The 18,529-nt window shown below is 70.9% G+C and carries 19 protein-coding genes; 7 read left to right on the forward strand and 12 right to left on the reverse strand.

From position 1 onward, the window contains the following. The 4 genes from C1A38_RS20810 to C1A38_RS20825 all read right to left on the reverse strand — a co-directional run. Positions 1-995: asparaginase (locus tag C1A38_RS20810; protein ID WP_102659437.1), on the reverse strand; the 995-nt coding region annotated here is incomplete at its 3' end. Between the two features lie 94 nt (positions 996-1,089). Then, positions 1,090-1,917, reverse strand: a complete 828-nt coding sequence (locus tag C1A38_RS20815; protein WP_102659438.1) for a beta-keto acid cleavage family enzyme — start codon at positions 1,915-1,917, stop codon at positions 1,090-1,092. Positions 1,918-2,003: 86 nt separating this feature from the next. Then, positions 2,004-3,116, reverse strand: coding sequence for a CAF17-like 4Fe-4S cluster assembly/insertion protein YgfZ (ygfZ, locus tag C1A38_RS20820; RefSeq protein ID WP_102659439.1), 1,113 nt, complete (start codon positions 3,114-3,116; stop codon positions 2,004-2,006). Next, the gene (locus tag C1A38_RS20825) at positions 3,113-3,541 is read right to left on the reverse strand and encodes a Fur family transcriptional regulator (protein WP_102659440.1); all 429 of its coding nucleotides are present in this window, start codon (positions 3,539-3,541) and stop codon (positions 3,113-3,115) included. The genes ygfZ and C1A38_RS20825 overlap by 4 nt, the downstream gene beginning before the upstream one ends. Positions 3,542-3,610: 69 nt before the next feature. Here C1A38_RS20825 and C1A38_RS20830 point away from each other — a divergent pair, with 69 nt between their 5' ends. Beyond that, on the forward strand, positions 3,611-4,459 hold the full coding sequence (locus tag C1A38_RS20830) for an aminotransferase class IV (RefSeq protein WP_102659441.1): 849 nt from the start codon (positions 3,611-3,613) through the stop codon (positions 4,457-4,459). Positions 4,460-4,467: 8 nt separating this feature from the next. On the opposite strand, the gene C1A38_RS20835 is transcribed toward C1A38_RS20830, so the two are convergent. Then, positions 4,468-5,061 (reverse strand): heme-binding beta-barrel domain-containing protein, encoded by a 594-nt coding sequence (locus tag C1A38_RS20835; RefSeq protein WP_102659442.1) that lies wholly within the window; start codon positions 5,059-5,061, stop codon positions 4,468-4,470. After that, on the reverse strand, positions 5,061-5,162 hold the full coding sequence (gene mtfM / locus C1A38_RS32230) for a small membrane protein MtfM (protein WP_013736135.1): 102 nt from the start codon (positions 5,160-5,162) through the stop codon (positions 5,061-5,063). Before mtfM ends, C1A38_RS20835 begins: the two co-directional genes overlap by 1 nt. A 12-nt stretch (positions 5,163-5,174) precedes the next feature. Between mtfM and C1A38_RS20840 the strand changes: the two genes are divergently transcribed. From C1A38_RS20840 to C1A38_RS20850, 3 genes are all read left to right on the forward strand, one after another. Continuing rightward, positions 5,175-5,549 (forward strand): DsrE family protein, encoded by a 375-nt coding sequence (locus C1A38_RS20840; protein WP_102659443.1) that lies wholly within the window; start codon positions 5,175-5,177, stop codon positions 5,547-5,549. A gap of 92 nt (positions 5,550-5,641) precedes the next feature. Beyond that, positions 5,642-6,022: an SCP2 sterol-binding domain-containing protein gene (locus C1A38_RS20845; RefSeq protein ID WP_102659444.1), complete on the forward strand. Its 381-nt coding sequence runs from the start codon at positions 5,642-5,644 to the stop codon at positions 6,020-6,022. After that, positions 6,019-8,061 carry an amylo-alpha-1,6-glucosidase gene (locus C1A38_RS20850; protein ID WP_102659445.1) on the forward strand — a complete coding sequence of 681 codons (2,043 nt, stop codon included), beginning with the start codon at positions 6,019-6,021 and terminating at the stop codon, positions 8,059-8,061. Before C1A38_RS20845 ends, C1A38_RS20850 begins: the two co-directional genes overlap by 4 nt. A gap of 7 nt (positions 8,062-8,068) precedes the next feature. Here the strand turns inward: C1A38_RS20850 and C1A38_RS20855 are convergent, their stop codons facing one another. Together C1A38_RS20855 and C1A38_RS20860 are read right to left on the reverse strand one after the other, a co-directional pair. Then, positions 8,069-8,932, reverse strand: a complete 864-nt coding sequence (locus tag C1A38_RS20855) for a hypothetical protein (RefSeq protein ID WP_102659446.1) — start codon at positions 8,930-8,932, stop codon at positions 8,069-8,071. Between the two features lie 55 nt (positions 8,933-8,987). Further along, the gene (locus C1A38_RS20860; RefSeq protein WP_102659447.1) at positions 8,988-9,506 is read right to left on the reverse strand and encodes a winged helix-turn-helix domain-containing protein; all 519 of its coding nucleotides are present in this window, start codon (positions 9,504-9,506) and stop codon (positions 8,988-8,990) included. A gap of 288 nt (positions 9,507-9,794) precedes the next feature. On the opposite strand from C1A38_RS20860, the gene C1A38_RS20865 reads away from it, so the two are divergent. The 3 genes from C1A38_RS20865 to C1A38_RS31435 all read left to right on the forward strand — a co-directional run bounded on the left by C1A38_RS20865 (position 9,795) and on the right by C1A38_RS31435 (position 15,885). After that, positions 9,795-14,174: a S8 family serine peptidase gene (locus tag C1A38_RS20865; RefSeq protein WP_102659448.1), complete on the forward strand. Its 4,380-nt coding sequence runs from the start codon at positions 9,795-9,797 to the stop codon at positions 14,172-14,174. 402 nt (positions 14,175-14,576) lie between these two features. Next, positions 14,577-15,731 (forward strand): glycosyltransferase family 2 protein, encoded by a 1,155-nt coding sequence (locus C1A38_RS20870; RefSeq protein WP_233196933.1) that lies wholly within the window; start codon positions 14,577-14,579, stop codon positions 15,729-15,731. A gap of 13 nt (positions 15,732-15,744) precedes the next feature. After that, positions 15,745-15,885 carry a hypothetical protein gene (locus C1A38_RS31435; RefSeq protein ID WP_013736143.1) on the forward strand — a complete coding sequence of 47 codons (141 nt, stop codon included), beginning with the start codon at positions 15,745-15,747 and terminating at the stop codon, positions 15,883-15,885. Positions 15,886-16,143: 258 nt separating this feature from the next. On the opposite strand, the gene C1A38_RS20875 is transcribed toward C1A38_RS31435, so the two are convergent. The 4 genes from C1A38_RS20875 to C1A38_RS20885 form a co-directional block, all read right to left on the reverse strand. Continuing rightward, the gene (locus C1A38_RS20875; protein WP_102659450.1) at positions 16,144-16,467 is read right to left on the reverse strand and encodes a DUF1416 domain-containing protein; all 324 of its coding nucleotides are present in this window, start codon (positions 16,465-16,467) and stop codon (positions 16,144-16,146) included. Position 16,468: 1 nt separating this feature from the next. Further along, complete coding sequence (locus C1A38_RS20880; protein WP_102659451.1) at positions 16,469-17,317, reverse strand: sulfurtransferase; 849 nt, start codon at positions 17,315-17,317, stop codon at positions 16,469-16,471. Between the two features lie 209 nt (positions 17,318-17,526). Next, entirely contained in the window at positions 17,527-17,604 is a 78-nt protein-coding gene (locus C1A38_RS32490) for an Ms5788A family Cys-rich leader peptide (protein ID WP_311202345.1), read from the reverse strand. Positions 17,605-17,676: 72 nt separating this feature from the next. Further along, positions 17,677-18,462, reverse strand: a complete 786-nt coding sequence (locus C1A38_RS20885) for an LmeA family phospholipid-binding protein (RefSeq protein WP_102659452.1) — start codon at positions 18,460-18,462, stop codon at positions 17,677-17,679. Positions 18,463-18,529 lie beyond the last annotated feature (67 nt).

Here is an 18,529-nt window from a genome sequence, read left to right on the forward strand (position 1 = left end):
CCGCGAGCCGCCTCGGCACGGCTCAGTGCATCAGCCAGAGGGAGGGGGTGGGTGGTGCCTACGGGGAGTCCGCCGCCGAAGAGGGGTATCTCGGCGAACTCGGCAAGCACCGGGGCGTCGATCGCGAGCCGGCGGAGCGCAGAGGTCACCACGGGCATCCGGGCCCGCCCCGCACCGTCGTCGATCTTCAGCGCGAGGGCGCCGACGCCGGGCACGGCCGCGGCGATCACGCCTTCCGCGCCCACCTTGGCCAGCAGTCCGGGTACGCCGCGCATCAGCCGGGTGTCGTCCGCCTCGGTGCCGCCGACGATCTCCGGGTACGCCCGCATCGCGTCGGCCACCGTCCGCTCCAGGGTTCCGGTCTCGGCCGACACCAACCGCAGGTACGCCCGGGCGAGCCCGGTCAACGACACCGCCAATACCGGTGCGCCGCACCCGTCCACTCCGACCGCCGCCGCCTGCTCACCGGTCAGGTCCTCGATCGCGTCGCGCAACCGCTGCTGCAACGGGTGCTCCGGCCGCCAGTAACCATCCACCGGCCAGCCGGCGGATCGGCAGGTCAGCAGCATCCCGGCGTGCTTGCCGGAGCAGTTCATCTGGATCCGGGTGGGGCCGCCGCCGGCTCGCAGCACCGCCTCCCGCGCCTGCTCGCCGACGGGCAGATCCGGCGGGCAGTGCAGCGCCTCCTCGTCGAGCCCGGCATCGGCGAGCAGCCGGGCGACCCGGGCCAGGTGGAACTCCTCCCCCGCGTGGCTGGCCGCCACCAGCGCCAGGTCGGCGGGGTCGGTCAGCGGCAGCCCGGCCCGGAGCATGCCGACCGCCTGCATCGGCTTGTTCGCAGAACGCGGGAAGATCGGCCCGCTCACGTCACCGGCCGCGTCGAGCACGGCACCCGTGGCGTCGAGCACCACCACCGAGCCGCGGTGCACGCCCTCCACGAAGTCGGACCGGACCACCTCGGCGAGCGGCACGCCGCCCGCGTACGTCTTTCCCACGGTGTGGACGGTACCGACGGTTGATGGGGTGCCGACGTCGGGGTGAGCAGGGACTCCCCCTCCGGGTGTACAGCGACGCCCGACGGGGCAGCCCTTACAGGCCGAGCAGTTCGCGGGCCTGGGTGGTGTTCAGCGGTGGACGCTGGGCGAGCTGGGCGAAGCCGACCGCCCGGGCGACCAGCTGCATGTTCGACTCCACCGGGCGTCCCTTGGCGTACGTGACGGTGTCTTCCATACCGACCCGCAGGTGGCCGCCGGTCGACAGTGAGGCCAGCATCACCGGGATGGTGCTGCGCCCGACGCCGGTCGCCGAGAAGGTGGTGCCCTCCGGCAGGTCGCGCAGCATCTGCTGAGCCGCGACCAGGGTCGCTGTGGTGCCGGGCATACCGCCGGGTACGCCCATCACGAAGTCCACGTGCACGTGGCCGCCGTGCGGCAGGCCGTACCTGTCGAGCAGGCGGCGCAGCGCGGTCAGGTGACCGAGGTCGAAGATCTCGTACTCCGGCACGATGCCGCGTTCCTGCATCCGGGTGTGCAGGTCGACGATGAACTCCCAGCGGTTGAGGAAGACGTCGTCACCGAAGTTGACGGTGCCCATGGTGCAGGAGGCCATGTCCGGTGCGGCGTCCAGCACGGCGAGCCGGTCGGCCTCCGGGTCGGTGACCGCGCCGCCGGTGGAGAGCTGCACGATCAGGTCGGTGCTCTCCCGCAGTGCCGACACGGTGGCCCGCAGTCGTCCCAGGTCCAGGGTGGGCCGGGCCTCGTCGTCACGGATGTGGACGTGGATGATCGAGGCGCCCAGCGCCTCGCACTCCTTGGCGGTCAGCAGCAGTTCGTCCAGGGTCACCGGCAGCGCCGGCACCTCCGTCTTGGCCGACTCCGCGCCGGTGGGGGCAACCGTGATCAACGTCCCTGTTGTCATGCCGGCGATCCTAGAACGCCCGCTGAAGGTACTGGTGTTAACAGGGGGCCCCGCCTCTACCGGAGGCGTTAATAAGGTGCCCTTCCTTACTCCCGGTCGATGGCGGCGGCGCTCTCGCCGACGCGCAGCACGGCGTCGTCGGGCACCGAACGCTTGACCACCGCGAGCGCGACCTGACCCAGCTCGTGGTGGTGCACGGCGGTGCCGACGAAGCCGACCGTACGACCGGCGAGTTCGACCGGGGTGCCGGCGACCGGCAGTTGGTCGGTGGTCACCCCGTCCAGGTGCAGCAGGACCAGCCGACGCGGCGGACGGCCCATGTTGTGCACCCGGGCGACCGTCTCCTGCCCCCGGTAACAGCCCTTGTCCAGGTGTACGGCCGGGGCGATCAGGTCGACCTCGGCCGCAATGGTGCGATGGTCGGTGTCGACGCCGACCCGGGCCCGTCGGGCGGCCACCCGCACCGCCTCGTACGCCCACAGCCCGGCGACCCCGACCCCGCCGTCGCGCAACCGGGCGACCACCTGGTCCATCGCGGTCCGGGGCACCAGCAGGTCCACGCCCAGCGGCCCGAGTCGCGCCCACCCGCCCGACGGCAGGGGCTTGACGTCGTAGCGGGCGGTGGGCCGGGGCGGCACCTCGCCGGAGCGGAACTTGGGCCCCGGTACGCCGGTGACGTCCGGCGCGTTCAACGTGGGCACGTCGAGCAGCGCCAGCGCTTCGGCCACCCGGGGCCCGACCAGCGACAGCAACGCTTGATCGGCGGTGACGTCACGCGGCTCGACCCGGCTGAAGAACCGCATCTTCTCCAGGTAGGTCAGCAGGCCCTCGGTCGCACCCGGCTCGGTGTCCAGCCAGGTGGTGTCGCCGTCCTCGGCGACCATGGCGTGCTGTTCGATGTGCCCGTTCGGCGAGAGCACCAGCAACTCGGTGCCCTGCCAGGGGCCCAGCTCGGCCAGATGTTGCGTGGTGAGGGTGTGCAGCCAGGAGATGCGGTCCGCACCCGGCACCGCGATCACGCCCCGGTGGGATCGGTCCACCAGGCCGACCTCGGTGTCGAGCAGGCGCTGCTCGCGCATCGGGTCGCCGTAGTGGGCCGCCACCGGGCGCACCCCGGCCGCCACGTGCGCCGGCTCCGGCTGGTCGCGGCTGGACTCGTCGAGGCTCTCCACGGCCACCGCACCCGCGATGTCGATCATGCTGGACTCCCGTCCCCGCAGCGTGCGCAGTTGCCGAAGAAGGAGACGTGGCCGATGTCCATCCGGAAGCCACGTTCCCGCGTCAACTGCTCGGCCAGCGGACGCATCAACTCGGGGTCCATCTCGTCGATCGCGCCACACTCGCGGCAGACCAGGTGGACGTGCTGGTCCTCACCGGCGGCGTGGTAGGTCGGCGACCCGTGGGACAGGTGGGTGTGGGTGACCAGGCCGAGTCGTTCCAGCAGTTCGAGCGTGCGGTAGATGGTGGTGATGTTGACCCCGGCGGCGACTTCGCGCACCGCCGTGTGCACCTGCTCCGGCGTGGCGTGCCCCAGGTCCAGCACCGCTTGCAGGATCAGCTGCCGCTGCGCCGTCAGCCGCAGGCCACGGGAGCGGAGCAGTTCCGCGAGGGAGGATTCGGACACCCTCCGATCATAGTTCGGCCGTCTCCGAATCGTTCGACGGAGACCGCTGTCCGTCTATCCTGCCCAGTTGTGGAGGTCACACGGATCGGCGTACTCGGTCGAGGGTTGCTATCGGTCACCGAGCCGGTACTGCGCGGCGACGACCTCGGTGTGCTGCGCGGCGACGGGCTGTTCGAGACCATGCACCTGCGGGACGGGCGGCCCTGGCTGCGCGAGGCGCACCTGGCCCGGCTGCGGGCCGGCGCCGCGGCGGTGGAGCTGCCCCTGCCCGACGACGCGGCGCTCGTCGAACTCCTGGATACCGTCGCCGCCGGGTGGCCGACCGAGGTCGAGGGCGCCTTGCGGCTGGTCTGCACCCGCGGGCCCGAGGGCGGCGGCCCACCGACGGTGTACGCCACCCTCGCCGCCGTCCCGGCCGCGGTCCGGCAGGCCCGACACGACGGGGTACGGGTGGCGACGCTGAGCCTGGGGGTACCCGCCGACGCCCGCCCCGAGTTGGACTGGTTGCCGGCCGGGATCAAATCGACGTCGTACGGGGCGAGCACGGCGGCCCGCCGATGGGCCGCCCGAGCCGGGGTGGACGACGTGCTCTGGGTCTCCTCCGACGGCTACGTCCTGGAAGGGCCGACCGCCAACGTGGTCTGGTCGACCGGCGACACGCTCTGCACGGTGCCGGCCGCGCGCACCGGCATCCTGCCCGGCACCACCGTCGCCTGGCTGCTCGCCAATGCCGCCGAGGTCGGCTGCCACGCCGCCGAACGCATGGTCACCCCGGCCGAGCTACGGGACGCCGACGCCGTCTGGCTCACCTCGTCCGTACGCGGTCTGGTGGAGGTGCACACCCTCGACGGCGAGCCGCTGTCCCGCAGCCCGCGTACCCACGCGCTGCGGGACCTGCTCGGCTTTCCGCTGCCCTGACCGTCGGGTCAGCCGGCGACCCGGATGAGCCGGGCGGACAGGTGCGGCGTCAGCGGCTGACCCACGGCCGCCATGTCCTGCGCGTACAGCAGGGCACCCTCGACGATGCCGAACAGCCGGTGCCCGGCGGTGACCTCCTTGGCGGTGGCGGTACGCACCACCGCGTCGGTCACGAACTCGATCTGGGTGCCCTTGCGCCGACCGATGTGCAGCTCCATCACCCCGGTCGGGACGGTCAGCAGCGCCTCCAGTTCGTCGGTGACCCGGTCACCGTCGAGTACCGGCCGCCACCAGCCGACCTCCCGTCCCGCCGGGCGCACCGGGCGGGACTGCTCGTCGAGAATCCACGCCCGCGACTCGTACGACAGGAACGGCCGCCCGTCGTGGCTGATCCGGATCTCCTGGGCGAAGTCGAAGTCCTCGATGGTGGGGAAGCCACCCCGACCCCGGCCCCGCCACACCCCGATGTACGGCAGCAGGCCGTCCAGGGTCGGGTGCAGCTTCGGCCCCACCCGCAGGTCGTGGCTCTCCTCGTAGGGGTACGGTTCGACCGGCGGCGCGTTCAGCCACGGCGGCGGTGCCAACGGATTGTCGTCACTCATCACTTGCCTCTTGAGATGCGGACGGCCAGGTAGATCAGGCCACCGGCGAGCGCGCCCAGGCCGGCGACCAGCAGGCTGACGAACCCGATCTCGGTGACCATCCGACTCATCCTATGCTGGGCGCCATGGCCCGCTCTCTCGTCGTCAAGGCCACCGCCGGTGCCGATGCACCCGAGCGCTGTGCCCAGGCGTTCACTGTGGCGGCCACCGCCGCTGCCGCTGGTGTGCACGTCTCGCTCTGGTTGACCGGCGAATCGACCTGGTTCGCGCTGCCCGGGAGGGCGCAGAACTTCGAGTTGCCGCATTCGGCGCCGCTGGCCGAGCTGCTGCACGTGATCCTCACCACCGGCACGGTGACGGCCTGCACCCAGTGCGCGGCCCGCCGGGACATCGGCACCGACGACGTCATTCCGGGAGTGCGGATCGCCGGCGCGGCGGTGTTCGTGGAGGAGACGATGGCCGAGGGAGCGCAGGCGCTCGTCTACTGAGCCCTGGCTGCTCGATCGTCAGTAGCCGGAGCCGGCTTCGGCAAGGCGACGGAACCTGCCCGGCAACTCGGACTAATGCCTACGATTCGGGTGTGACCGAGGCGATCGAGCAGTTCTTTGCGACCTTGCCCGCCCGCGCCCCGCAGCTGCTGCGCAGCTCGCTCACCGGCACGCTTCGGATCGACCTCACCGACGACGGCCGCACCGAGCACTGGGTGCTCCGCATACGGCCGGGCGCTCTCGATATCGACCGAGGGCCGGCCGAGGCCGACGCCATCTGGTACAGCAGCGTAGATCTGTTCGACCGGCTGGTGACTGGCCGTTCTCAGGCGATAGCCGCGCTGTTTCGCAACGAGAGCACGTTCAGCGGACGGGTGACGCTGTTCCTGGCGTTCCGGCTGTTCTTCCCGCCCGCACCGGGCACCAGGGACCCGCGCGAGGTGGCCCGGGAGAAGGTCAGGCGGGCCCGGTGAAGGAGCTTGTCAGCATCCTGGACGGCAACACCTTCCTGGTCAGTGATCGCTGTGGGGACATCGAACCATCCCTCGACTTTCCGACCGGCCTGTTCGCCTTCGACACCAGGTTCCTCTCCACCTGGCTGCTGCTGCTCGACGGAGAACGGCTGCAACCGCTCTCCGTCGACGACGCGGAGTCCTACCGGACCCGCTACTTCCTGGTGCCCGGCGAGCCCACCCACTTCCTGGACACCAAGGTCTCGATCATCCGGAACCGGGCCATCGGCGACAGCTTCGACGAAGACCTGACCGTGCTCAACCACTCCGGGAAGGAGATGACGTTCACCGTCCGACTCGAGATCGGCGCCGACTTCGCCGACCTGTTCGAGATCAAGGACGTGCAGCACAAGCAGGGCGACCTCACCGTCGCGGTCGAGGATCACGCGCTGCGCCTGACGTACCGGCGGGAGGCGTTCCACCGCGAGACGGTGATCCACAGCAGCGCACCCGCGGCGGTCGACAAGCGGGGAATGACCTTCTCGATCCAGATCGGTCCGCACGGCGAATGGACCACCCACCTGAGGATCTCCACGGTGATCTACGGCGCGCGGGGTGAGGACGTCCGCACCGGGCTGCCGATGGCGGGCAGCCGCAGCACGGCGGCGATTCAGGCTGAACACGCGGAACTCGTCGCGAACGCGCCCAAACTCGTCTGCGACTGCGAACCCCTGGCCACCGCGTACCGGCGCAGCCTGGAGGACCTGGCCGCGCTGCGGTACGAGTCCATCGCCCTCGGCGTCCGGCTGATGGCCGCCGGGCTGCCCTGGTTCATGACGCTGTTCGGTCGGGACAGCATCATCACCTCACTGCAGGTGCTGCCGTTCCTGCCGGACATCATCCCGCCCACGTTGATGATGTTGGCCGGGCTTCAGGGCCACCGGATCGACGACTTCCGCGACGAGGAGCCCGGCAAGATCCTGCACGAGCTGCGCTACGGCGAGACCGCCGGGTTCGAGGAGCAGCCGCACTCGCCGTACTACGGCGCGGCCGACTCCACCCCGCTGTTCGTGATCCTGCTCGACGAGTACGAGCGGTGGACCGGCGACAGCACGCTCATCAAACAGCTGGAGTACCCCGCCCGGGCGGCGCTGAACTGGATGGACACGTACGGCGATCTGCTCGGCACCGGCTACCTCTGGTATCAGACCCGCAACACCCGCAACGGGCTGGAGAACCAGTGCTGGAAGGACTCCTGGGACGGGATCTCCTACTCCGACGGGCGGCTGCCGGGCTTTCCCCGCGCCACCTGTGAGATGCAGGGCTACGCCTACGACGCCAAGCTGCGCGCCGCCCGGATGGCCCGACTGTTCTGGAACGACCCGCAGTACGCCGACCAGCTGGAACTCCAGGCCGCCGCGCTGAAGGAACGGTTCAACCGGGACTTCTGGCTGCCGGACAAGGAGTACTACGCACTGGGTCTGGACAGCGACGGCACTCCGGTGGACGCGCTCAGCTCCAACATGGGGCACCTGCTGTGGAGCGGCATCGTCGACGAGTCGCGGGCCGCCCGGGTCGCCGAGCACCTGCTGGGACCACGCCTGTTCTCCGGATGGGGGGTTCGCACCCTCGGCGACGACCAGGGACGTTACAACCCGATCGGGTACCACGTGGGAACGGTCTGGCCGTTCGACAACTCGCTCATCGCCTGGGGTCTGTGGAAGTACGGCTTCCGGCAGGAGGCCGGGCAGATCTGCGAGTCGATGCTCGGTGCCTCGCGCTACTTCGACGGCCGGTTGCCGGAGGCGTTCGCCGGCTACGAACGCGACCTCACCGAGTTTCCGGTGCAGTACCCGACTGCGTGCAGCCCGCAGGCATGGTCGGCGGGCACCCCGCTGCTGCTGGTCCGGGTCCTGCTCGGGCTCGAACCCGAGGGCGAACACCTGATCATCGACCCGTACGTGCCGGAGGGGATGGGTCGGGTGGAGCTGCTGGACATCCCCGGCCGGTGGGGTCGGGTGGACGCGCTGGGCCGCAGCCGCGACCGTGACGACGAGTGAGGGCGGTTCAGTCGGCGCATCCGGTGGTGGCTGCCAGGACCGTTCGGTCCTCGTACAGCTCGACAAGCACCGCCACGCCGTCGTGTCGGTAGGCGTACAGCTGGTCGGTGGCCACCACGGGCGTCCCACCGGCCAGGGGCGCGAGCGCGGCCTGGGGTGACTGCGCCGCGGCCGCGACGTCGGCCCGGCGGGTACGCGCCACCCCGCCGCTCGGGCAGGCCACCTGCATCAACTCGTCCGGTCCTCCGGCCTGCACGCCGAGGGCGGAAAGCGCGGCGCTCAGGGCCGCCGACTCGGGGCCTCGTGGGTACTCCGGCAGTAACGAAGCGAGAACAGCGTCGGCGGGGCGGCAGCCCGTTTCGACGCTCAGGCGCACCCGGCCGTCGGCGACGGTACGACCCGAAACGGTGACGAACTCCCCCGCGTCGGCGCGCAGCCGGGGGCCGTCGGAGGTGAGCCGGACGCCGGCCCGCCAGGTCGAGGGCAGTCCCTCCGCGACCCGCTCCAGCACGGCCCGCTCCTCACCGGCCGGCACGGCCAGCTCGACGTGGCGGCGCAGGATCGCGCCGTCGGCGAACGGGGTGACCCGGCAGCCCTGCTCGAACTCGGCCGGTGCCAGCGCGTACACCGTGCCGGAGGCCGCCGCGACCAGCTCGCCGATCGCGGCCTCCACGCGCGGCATGGCCTGGGCCATGGTGCGCTGCTCGCGTACCGTCGGCGGATCGTTGCGGGCCGAGTGCCAGGTCAGGCCGGCGAGCAGCACCCCCCAGACCACGGTCAGCGCGACCAGCCACCGCGGCCAGCCAGGGCCGGACTCGGGTGGCGGCGGGCCGGCGGAAGGGGCGTACCCCGTCGGGGCTGTACTGCTCACCCGGTCATGGTGTCACGCGTGGCGACTCTGCCCGGGCCGGGTCAGCGGTGCGGTGTCAGTTCTGGTCCTCGACGGCGTCGGGGGGTGCGGTCAGGCGGTAGCCGACCCCACGGACGGTCTGCACCTGGGGCCCACCGGGCAGGGCGCGCAGCTTGCGCCGCAGTCGCTTGACCGCCGAGTGCAGGATCGCCGTGTCGCCGAGGTAGGCGCCACCCCAGACCGAGGCGAACAGCCGCTCGTAGCTCCACAGGCTGACCGGCGAGCTGGCCAACCGGGCGAGCAGCTCCCGCTCGGTACGGGTCAGCCCCAGCGGTACGCCCCGCCAGCTGACCAGGTGCCCGGCCCGGTCGATGACGAGATCGGCCCAGCCGCCCGCAGCGCCGGCCCGACGTTCAGGAGGTCGGGCATCCGTCAGATCGGGCTCGCCCGGTGGCTCGGGAAACATCGCTCGCAACTGAGCCAGGTCGGCGCAGATCACCACCGGACCCACGCCGTCGAGTCGTTGGACCACGCGCTGCCGCACAGCGGCGTCGGAGCTGACGCAGACCAGGATCGGGATCTCCACACCGGACACGTTGCCTCCCCACGAGCCCGCGCTGACCTGCGACTTCCCATCAATCGACAACGACGGCCACCGATGACTCCCGGCAATGAGCCTAACGGTCAGGATCGCGCCTCGTCACTGACCGAGTACTGACCGACATCTTCCATTGATCACTGATCGTCGGCGCAGAAGCATGACTCTCAGCGGGCGGGCACCACCACCAGCCACCCACATCGTCCGACCGCTCCGCGGTGTCACGATCCGGCCCGCGGATGCCCGGCCCGAGTCGATCGGGACGACGACGTGGGGGAGGAACCTTTGTTCACACGACCATCCGCACGCTCACCACGATGGCGGGCGGTGGCGGTCGCGACCGCTGCGCTGCTGGCCGTCACCGCCCAGCCCGCGGTCGCCGCGCCGGCACCGCAGCCGGCACCACAGCGGGCCACCGTCGACCAGGCGTTGGTGGACCGGCTCGCCACCAGCGACACCACCGCGTTCCTGGTCTACCTGCGGGAGACCGCACCGCTGGCCGAGGCCGCGAAGACGCGCGATGCCGACGAGCGGGCCCGCACCGTGCACCGGCTGCTCACCAGCACCGCCGCCCGCAGCCAGGCCGACCTGCGCGAGCTGCTCGACGAGCGGAAGGTACCGCACACCGCGTACTGGATCGCCAATGCGATCCGGGTCGAGGGCGACAAGGCGTTGGTCGACGAGATCGCCGGTCGGCCCGAGGTGTCCCGGATCGCGCCGAGTCGCAGCTACCCCCTGCTGCTGCCGACCTCCAGCGAGGCGACCCGGGCGCGGACCGCCGCCGTCGAGTGGGGGCTGACCAACATCAACGCGCCCCGGGTGTGGGACGAGTTCGGCGACCGCGGTGAGGGCATCGTGGTGGCCAACATCGACAGCGGCGTGCAGTACGACCACCCGGCGCTTGTCGCCTCCTACCGGGGCAACCTCGGCGGCAGCTTCGACCACGCGTACAACTGGTTCGACCCGGCCGGGATCTGCACCGGCACCGCGCCGTGCGACAACAACGACCACGGCACCCACACGATGGGCACGATGGTCGGCGACGACGGGGCCGGCAACCAGATCGGGGTGGCACCGGGCGCGAAGTGGATCGCCGCCAAGGGCTGCGAGTCGCGCAGCTGCTCCGACGCCTCCCTGCTCGCCTCCGGCCAGTGGGTGCTCGCGCCCACCGACGCCAACGGTCAGAACCCCCGGCCGGATCTGCGTCCCGACATCGTCAACAACTCCTGGGGCGGCGACGGCGGTGACCCCTGGTACCAGCAGACCGTCGCCGCCTGGCGGGCCGCCGGGATGTTCCCCGTCTTCTCCTCCGGCAACGACGGCCCGAGCTGCGGCAGCGCCGGCTCCCCCGGTGACAACGCCAACGCGTACGCGGTTGGGGCCTACGACGTGAACAACGCCATCGCCAGCTTCTCCGGTCGCGGCTCCGGCACCGACCTGATCAAGCCGAACATCGCGGCACCCGGCAGCAACGTGCGCTCCAGCGTCCGCAACGGCGGGTACGCCTCGGCCAGCGGCACCTCGATGGCCGCGCCGCACGTGTCCGGCACCGTGGCGCTGGTCTGGTCCGCCGCGCCGAGCCTGCGTGGGGACATCGCCGCCACCGAGGAACTGCTGGACCGCACCGCCCGCGACGTCGACGCGACCACCTGCGGCGGCACTCCGGCCGACAACAACGTCTTCGGCGAGGGCCGGCTGGACGCGTACGCGGCGGTCCGGGACGCGCCCCGGGGCGCGATCGGCCGGGTCACCGGCCGGGTGACCGACGCGGCCGACGGCGACCCGGTCAACGGCGCGACCGTGACCGACGGCACCCGCACCACCAGCACCGGCCCCGACGGTCGGTACACGCTGAGCGTGCCGGCCGGCGAGAGCACGGTGACGGTCAGCGCCTACGGGTACGCCGGCCAGTCGGCGACCGTCACCGTCGCCGAGGGCGGTGCCGTCACCCGCGACTTCGCGTTGACCGCCAACCCGACGGTCACCGTGAAGGGCAGGGTCACCGACGCTTCCGGCCACGGCTGGCCGTTGTACGCGCGGATCGAGGTGGCCGGCCGGCCCGGCGGTCCGATCTTCACCGACCCGGTGACCGGGCGCTACTCGTTCACCGCGCCGGGTGGCACCTCGTACCGGCTGACCGTCACCGCCCGGTACCCCGGCTATCAGAGCGTCACCCGTGACGTGGCGGTGGCCGCTCGGGACGTGACGGCCGATATCGCCGTACCGGTCGAGGCGAGCTGCGTCGCCGCCGGTTACTCGGGCCAGTTCGGTGCCCCGCTGCTGACCCAGAGCTTCGACGGCACGAGCGCGCCGTCGGGCTGGACGGTGACCAACCGCACCGCCTCCGGTGGCTGGGTCTTCAACGACCCGCGCTCGCGCGGCAACCTGACCGGCGGCTCGGGCGGGTTCGCCATCATCGACAGTGACGCCCTGGGCAGCGGCAACACCCAGGACACCGACCTGGTCGCCCCGCCGCTGAACCTGTCCGGCGCGACTGCACCGGTGCTGCGCTTCCGCAGCGACTGGCGGGCGGTCGGCATCACCGACACGGCCGACATCGACGTCTCGACCGACGCCGGAGCGACCTGGACCAACGTCTGGCACCAGACGTCGAGCCGGCGTGGGCCCCGGGTCGAGGAGGTGCCGCTGACCCCGGCCGCCAACGCCGGGTCGGCGCTGGTCCGATTCCGGTTCAACGGCACCTTCGCCTGGTGGTGGCAGGTGGACGACGTGGAGGTGGTCAACCGGGAGTGCACGCCGGTGCCGGGCGGCCTGGTGGTGGGCACCACCACCGACCGCAACACCGGTGAGGCGGTCAACGGGGTGACGGTGGTCAGCGACGACCAGCCGCAGGACCGCGCGGTGTCGGCGGCCACCCCGGAGGACGCCGCCCAGCCCGACGGCTTCTACTGGATCTTCTCCACGCTGACCGGTACCCGGCCGTTCACCGCCAGCCGGACGCCCTACCAGTCGCTCACCAAGGACGTCGCGGTGGTCGAGGACGGGGTGAAGCGGACGAACTTCGCGCTCCGCGCCGGGCGGGTGACGGTCAGCCCCACAAGCATCGAGTCGCACCAGCGGCACGGCGTCGTACGGACCACAAAGGTGACGGTGAGCAACACCGGTAGCGCGCCCGCCGAGGTGGATCTGCTGGAGCGGTCCGGCCAGTTCGAGCTGCTCACGCAGGGTGCTGGCGCACCGCTGCAGGTGCAGAAGATGAAGGGCATCAGCAAGGAGCGCTCCGGTGTCGCGTACGGCGGTGCCGCACCGCAGTCCGCGTCGACCGCCGCCGACGACGCGTGGAGTGAGATCGCCAAACTGCCCGCGTCGATCTACGACAACGCGGGTGCGTGGTTGGACGGCAAGGTCTACTCGGTCGGCGGTGGCAGCAGCACCGGCACCGAACGCAAGGCCTGGGTGTACGACCCGAGCGCCAACGCCTGGACCGCCCTGCCCGACCTGCCGGTGGCCCGCTCGAAGCCGGCGGCGGCAGCGGTCAACGGCAAGCTCTACGTGATCGGCGGCTGGGGTGGCGGTGGTGACACGGTTGCCACGGTCGACGTCTTCGACCCGGCCGCCGGCAGTTGGAGCACCGTCGGCGGTGCCACCAACCCGGCCCCGGTCGCGGCGGCCGGCGCGGCGGTGCTCGGCGGGAAGGTCTACCTGGTCGGTGGGTGCGCCGATGCCACCTGCACCGACAGCAACCGGGTAGTGATCTTCGACCCGGCCACGGGTTCCTTCCGTACCGGTGCCAACTACCCGCATCCGGTGTCCTGGCTGTCCTGCGGCGGGATCGGATCGTCGGTCTACTGCGCCGGTGGCACGGGCAGCACCGAGTACACCGACGCCTACCGGTACGACCCGGCGGCCGACAACTGGAGCCCGCTGCCGAGCATGCCGCTGGAGCTCTGGGGCTCGCAGTACGCGGCAGCCGGCGGGCTGCTGGTGCTGGCCGGCGGGGTGACCGACGGGTCGACGGCGGTCACCAACCGCTCCGTCGCCTTCGACCCGGCCACCGGGGCCTGGCGTGACCTGCCCAACGCCAAGTTCGGCAGGTACCGGGGTGCCGCCACGTGTGGCGCGTACAAGATCGGTGGTTCGCCCAGTTCGTTCGTGGGCAGTCCGGACAGTGAGCGGCTCGGTGGCCTGGACCTCTGCGCGGCCGAGGCGGACCTGCCCTGGCTGAGCACGTCGCCGAGCACCTTCACGCTCGCTGCGGGTGCGTCCCGGACGGTGACCGTGACGCTCGACGCCAGCACCGAGGCGGGCGTCCTCCAGCCGGGCCGGTACGCCGGTGAGCTGGCGATCGCCTCGAACACCCCCTATCCGGTGACCCCGGTGTCGGTGGAGATGAACGTGTCTCCGCCGAACAACTGGGGCAAGATCCAGGGCACGGTCACGGGTACCACCTGCGGCGGCGTCACCGTCGGCATCCCGGCGATCGTGCGGGTGAACCTGATCTCGGCCGGCACCGGCACCACGCTGACCGCCGACGCCAGCGGTAAGTACGCCTGGTGGTTGCCGCGAGGCCGGTACGAGGTGATCGTCGCCAAGGACGGTTGGGTTCCGCAGGTGCAACGTCACCAGATCGAGGCGGGCATCGTGGGCACCCTGAACTTCGCCCTCGACCCGGCTTCCACCTGCACCAGAGCCACCGGTATCTGATCCGACAACCCCAAGGTGGCCGCCGGTCGTTCCATCGACCGGCGGCCACCGCTTTTGTTGTCGAGGAAGCCGCGCGGAACGGCGGGGGTGGCGAAGACCACTTCGGCGGGGATCGTCGGGCTGTGGACGATCCTGAACCTGGTCAAACGGGTGCCTCGGTAGCACTTCGGGCGGCCCGGCCAGCCAGCCTGGCCTGCTGGTTCGCGGATCTGCCGCGCCGCGAGGACATTCACGGATGGCCCGATCGGCCGAATTTGATCACCAGACTTGGCGATCCATCAAATATCACTTAGCGTTATCGGTGAACCCCAACGCGAGTAGCGCTCACCTCCCCCTCTACCTGCGAATTGACCCCCTATGCCCGAAGTTTTGCTGACTGCATCGATTACTGTGAGTAGTCTCGTGCTGCTCCTCATCATCGGCTCCTTCGGGTACGGCTTCCTCCGTCCGGCCGTGGGCTACCAGGCGCGCCACGCCGCCCGCCCCCCGCTCTACGGGCCGGTACGCGCGGACCAGGTCGCCATCCTGATCGCCTGCCGCAACGGCGCCGCCACGATCGCCGCGACGGTACGCGCGGCGCGGGCCACCGGCAGCGACGTCTACCTCGTCTCCGATGCCTCCACCGACGACACGGCCGAACTCGCCGCCGGGGCCGGCGCCTGGGTGCTGCCGTTGACCCACAACGTCGGTAAGCCGGCCGCCCTGCACACCGCCTATGAGGCGTTCGAGCTCGGCCGTCGCTACCGGGCGGTGGCCATCCTCGACGACGACGTGGTGGTCGCGCCGGACTTCGTCACCGCCGCGCTGGCCAAGATGACTGACGAGGTCAGCATCGTGGTGGGGCACAACGCCACCTGGTGGCCGCCCGAGCGACGGTGGAACCCGTGGCTGGCCAAGCGGGCGTACAGCTACTGGATGTACCAGGCGGTGATCCGCCGGATCCAGAGCCACTTCAACGTCATGAACTGCATCTCCGGCTCGAACTCCATCTACCGGACCGAGCTGCTCGACGTGGTGCTGCCCACGCAGCCGCCGTACATCGTCGACGACACCTACTGGGTGCTGGAGACCCACCGACGCAACCTCGGCCGGGTCGTCTACGCACCCCGCGCCCTGGCCCACCTGCAGGACCCGACCAACCTGCGCGACTGGTACCGGCAGAACCTGCGCTGGATGTGGGGCACCTTCCAGGGCGTCATCGGTCACCGCGTCGGCCGGTACGCCACCCGCTTCGACTACGCGTACGTCCTGTTGATTCTGCACTGGCTGCTCTACGTGGCCGGCGGTCCGCTGACCCTCTGGCTGATCGCCACCGCAGGCCCCGGGCTGCTCCCCGGCCTGCTGTTCCTGCTGGCCGGCCACGGCATCTGGGTGGGAATCGCCGCGTGGCGGCTCCGCCACCCGCAGCTTCCGCTCTTCCTACCCGTGATCATCGTCGCTGACCTGCTGTACCGGGTGATCCTCGTGCACGCCCTGGTGAAGGCGATCCGTCAACCCACCGTCGACCGATGCGTCTGGGACTCCCCGGCCCGCATCGCCGTCGGTGCGAAGGGGTGAGGGAGGTGAGAACATGTCCGCAAACCAGGACCTTCCGCTGACCGGCGCCTCGACGGCCGCCGTCGGCCTGGTCGGCAGCATCCTGCTGGGGCTCGGCGCCCTGCTGGTGACCGTCGCCAACCTGGGCGCCAAGGCCCGCCGCAAGATCAGCTGATCGCGCGAGCGCCAGCTCGAAAGAGCAACAACCACACGGTACGGCCGTCGGGGCAACCCGGCGGCCGTACGCGTTTCCCAGGCCCGGACCACGCCCAGCAGGTACGGCGATGTTGCGGCATCGACCGGTCCCGCACCCAGCAACTTCGGCGTTGTTGCGGGACCGCCTGCCCTCCCTCGTCGGAGGGTGGAAACGGCGCGTGGCCCGGTCCCCCGACGGATGGGAGGGACACGGGCCACGCGGCCAGCGGTACGGGGGTCAGTCGCCGACCGTGACGGTCACCTCGGTGATGCCCCGACCGGCGGTGACGGCGATGTCGCCGTTGCCGTGGCGGGACAGTGCCCGCAGGGTCCAGTTGCCCGGAGCGGCGAAGAAGCGGAACTGACCGGCCGGTGAGGTCACCACCTCGGCGGTGAACTCACCGGTGGAGTCGAGCAGCCGGACGTACGCACCCGGCACCGCCTCGCCCTGCGCGGAGTGGACGACACCGGTGATGACGGTTTCCTTCTCCAGGTCGATGCTGGCGGGCAGCGGCGCGGCCTGGTCGGGTGCGGCGCAACCAGCGGCGGTGGGTGCGGTCATCTCAGGCCTCCCCGGGCTCATCGCCGAGCGCGATCGGCACGCCGATCAGCGAGCCGTACTCGGTCCACGAGCCGTCGTAGTTCTTCACGTTGGGGTGGCCGAGCAGCTCCTGGAGGACGAACCAGCTGTGCGAGGAGCGCTCGCCGATCCGGCAGTACGCGATGGTCTCCTTGCCGTCGTCCAGCCCCGCCTCGCCGTAGAGCTTGCGCAGCTCGTCGTCGGACTTGAAGGTGCCGTCCTCGTTGGCCGCCTTGGACCACGGCACGCTGATCGCGGTCGGGATGTGGCCACCGCGCTGCGCCTGCTCCTGCGGCAGGTGGGCGGGGGCGAGCAGGCGGCCGGCGTACTCGTCGGGACTGCGCACGTCGACCAGGTTCTTGGTGCCGATCGCGGCCACGACCTCGTCGCGGAAGGCCCGGATGCTGTTGTCCGGCTCGCTGGCGACGTACTGGGTGGCCGGGCGGGTCACGGTGTCCTTGACCAGCGGCCGGGCGTCCAGCTCCCACTTCTTGCGACCGCCGTCGAGCAGCTTGACGTCGCCGTGGCCGTAGAGCTTGAAGTACCAGTACGCGTACGCGGCGAACCAGTTGTTGTTGCCGCCGTAGAGGATGACGGTGTCGTCGTTGCTGATCCCCTTCTCGGAGAGCAGCGCCTCGAACTGGGCCTTGTTGACGAAGTCCCGCCGGATCGGGTCCTGAAGGTCGGTCTTCCAGTCGAGCTTGATGGCGCCGGCCAGGTGGCCGGTGTCGTAGGCCGAGGTGTCCTCGTCGACCTCGACGAAGACGACGCCCGGGGCGTCGAGGTTCTTCTCGGCCCAGTCGGCCGAGACGAGTGCGGTGTCGCGACTCATCGAATCACTCCCTGGTGAGGATGGATGGTGAGCCAGCGCGCGGAGGTCGTGGGATGTTGAATGTCGCACCACGCGCGGGACCCATAGCTAGGAACGGATCACGGGTTTGTGCGACGGCGCCGCTGCCGGGCGTCCGGTGGGTGCACCGGGATGGAGTACGCAAACCCCGAGTGCCGATGGCCGCTATGCGGCCGGAAGCAGCCCCGCCGTCAGATGACGGGGCGACACAGGCAGGTGGCCACGCGGCACAGGTCGACCGCGCGCCGTTTGGTGAGGAGCGTCCCCATGACCAGGGAGCCTACCAGTGATCCCAATTTTCTCCAGGGGCCCGACCAGCATCCGGGACGCTGAGCCCGAGGTCAGCCAACCGAGTTGATCGGTACGTCCCGCGCATCGGCGGTCACCGTCAGGCCCTGGGGCTGCGGGAGCACCTCCCGGACGGTGAGCTGGAACGGCAACTCCGGCAGCGGCACGTCGACCGAGATGCTGCGGGCGAAGTTGTTCAGCAACGTACGGGCCAGCGGGGCGCTTGGCAGCCCTTCGGCGTCGAGGTCGGCGAACCGCAGGGCGATCTGCCCCTCGTCGCTGACCACGATGTCGGCGACGCCGGTGACGGTGAGCCGCTGACCGAGGACCTCCAGGGGGGCGGTGACGGCGAGTTGCCCGTTGCGCTCACCGAGGGTCAGCCCCTCCCGGTCGAGCAGGGCCGCCAGGCTCTGATAGCTGATGGTGGCGGTGCCGTTGACCGTCTCGGCCACCACGTCGCCCTGACCGGTACGCAGGGTGTCCAGCGAGGCCCGCACGTTGCGGGCGTCCACGTCGAGGCTGGGCAGCGAGATCGCGTCGCCCTGCACCGCGCCCTGCACGTCACGCATCCGGATGGTGATGCGCTCGTACCGCCCGTCGACGACCTGGGTGAGGAACGGGAACCCACCCACCTCGACCTCCGGCGGCGAGGACTGCGCCTGCTGGCGAGCCACCTGTTGGCGAACCTCGTCGGCGATTCTGCGCTCGGCCACGCTGGCCGCCACCCGGTCGGCGATGACGACCAGCCCGACGAGGACCAGCAGCAGGACGACGAACCCGATCAGTAGCTTGCGGCCCCGTCGCCGCGGTCGCCGGTCGTACGTCTGCTCGTGGTCCACGCCGCCTCCTGTCTTCACGTACGCCGGCCTGCCTGCGTACGCCGACTGTCCTTGACGTACGCCGATC

It is taken from the genome of Verrucosispora sp. ts21, from assembly GCF_002879555.1.
Classification (GTDB): Bacteria; Actinomycetota; Actinomycetes; order Mycobacteriales; family Micromonosporaceae; genus Micromonospora; species Micromonospora gifhornensis.

Excerpts from the sequence above, each read along its gene's own strand:
- C1A38_RS20815 (WP_102659438.1), bottom strand. The coding sequence starts at position 1,917 with ATGACAACAGGGACGTTGATCACGGTTGCCCCCACCGGCGCGGAGTCG.
- ygfZ (WP_102659439.1), bottom strand. The coding sequence starts at position 3,116 with ATGATCGACATCGCGGGTGCGGTGGCCGTGGAGAGCCTCGACGAGTCC.
- C1A38_RS20835 (WP_102659442.1), bottom strand. The coding sequence starts at position 5,061 with ATGAGTGACGACAATCCGTTGGCACCGCCGCCGTGGCTGAACGCGCCG.
- mtfM (WP_013736135.1), bottom strand. The coding sequence starts at position 5,162 with ATGGTCACCGAGATCGGGTTCGTCAGCCTGCTGGTCGCCGGCCTGGGC.
- C1A38_RS20840 (WP_102659443.1), top strand. The coding sequence starts at position 5,175 with ATGCTGGGCGCCATGGCCCGCTCTCTCGTCGTCAAGGCCACCGCCGGT.
- C1A38_RS31435 (WP_013736143.1), top strand. The coding sequence starts at position 15,745 with ATGTCCGCAAACCAGGACCTTCCGCTGACCGGCGCCTCGACGGCCGCC.
- C1A38_RS20875 (WP_102659450.1), bottom strand. The coding sequence starts at position 16,467 with ATGACCGCACCCACCGCCGCTGGTTGCGCCGCACCCGACCAGGCCGCG.
- C1A38_RS20880 (WP_102659451.1), bottom strand. The coding sequence starts at position 17,317 with ATGAGTCGCGACACCGCACTCGTCTCGGCCGACTGGGCCGAGAAGAAC.
- C1A38_RS32490 (WP_311202345.1), bottom strand. The coding sequence starts at position 17,604 with ATGGGGACGCTCCTCACCAAACGGCGCGCGGTCGACCTGTGCCGCGTG.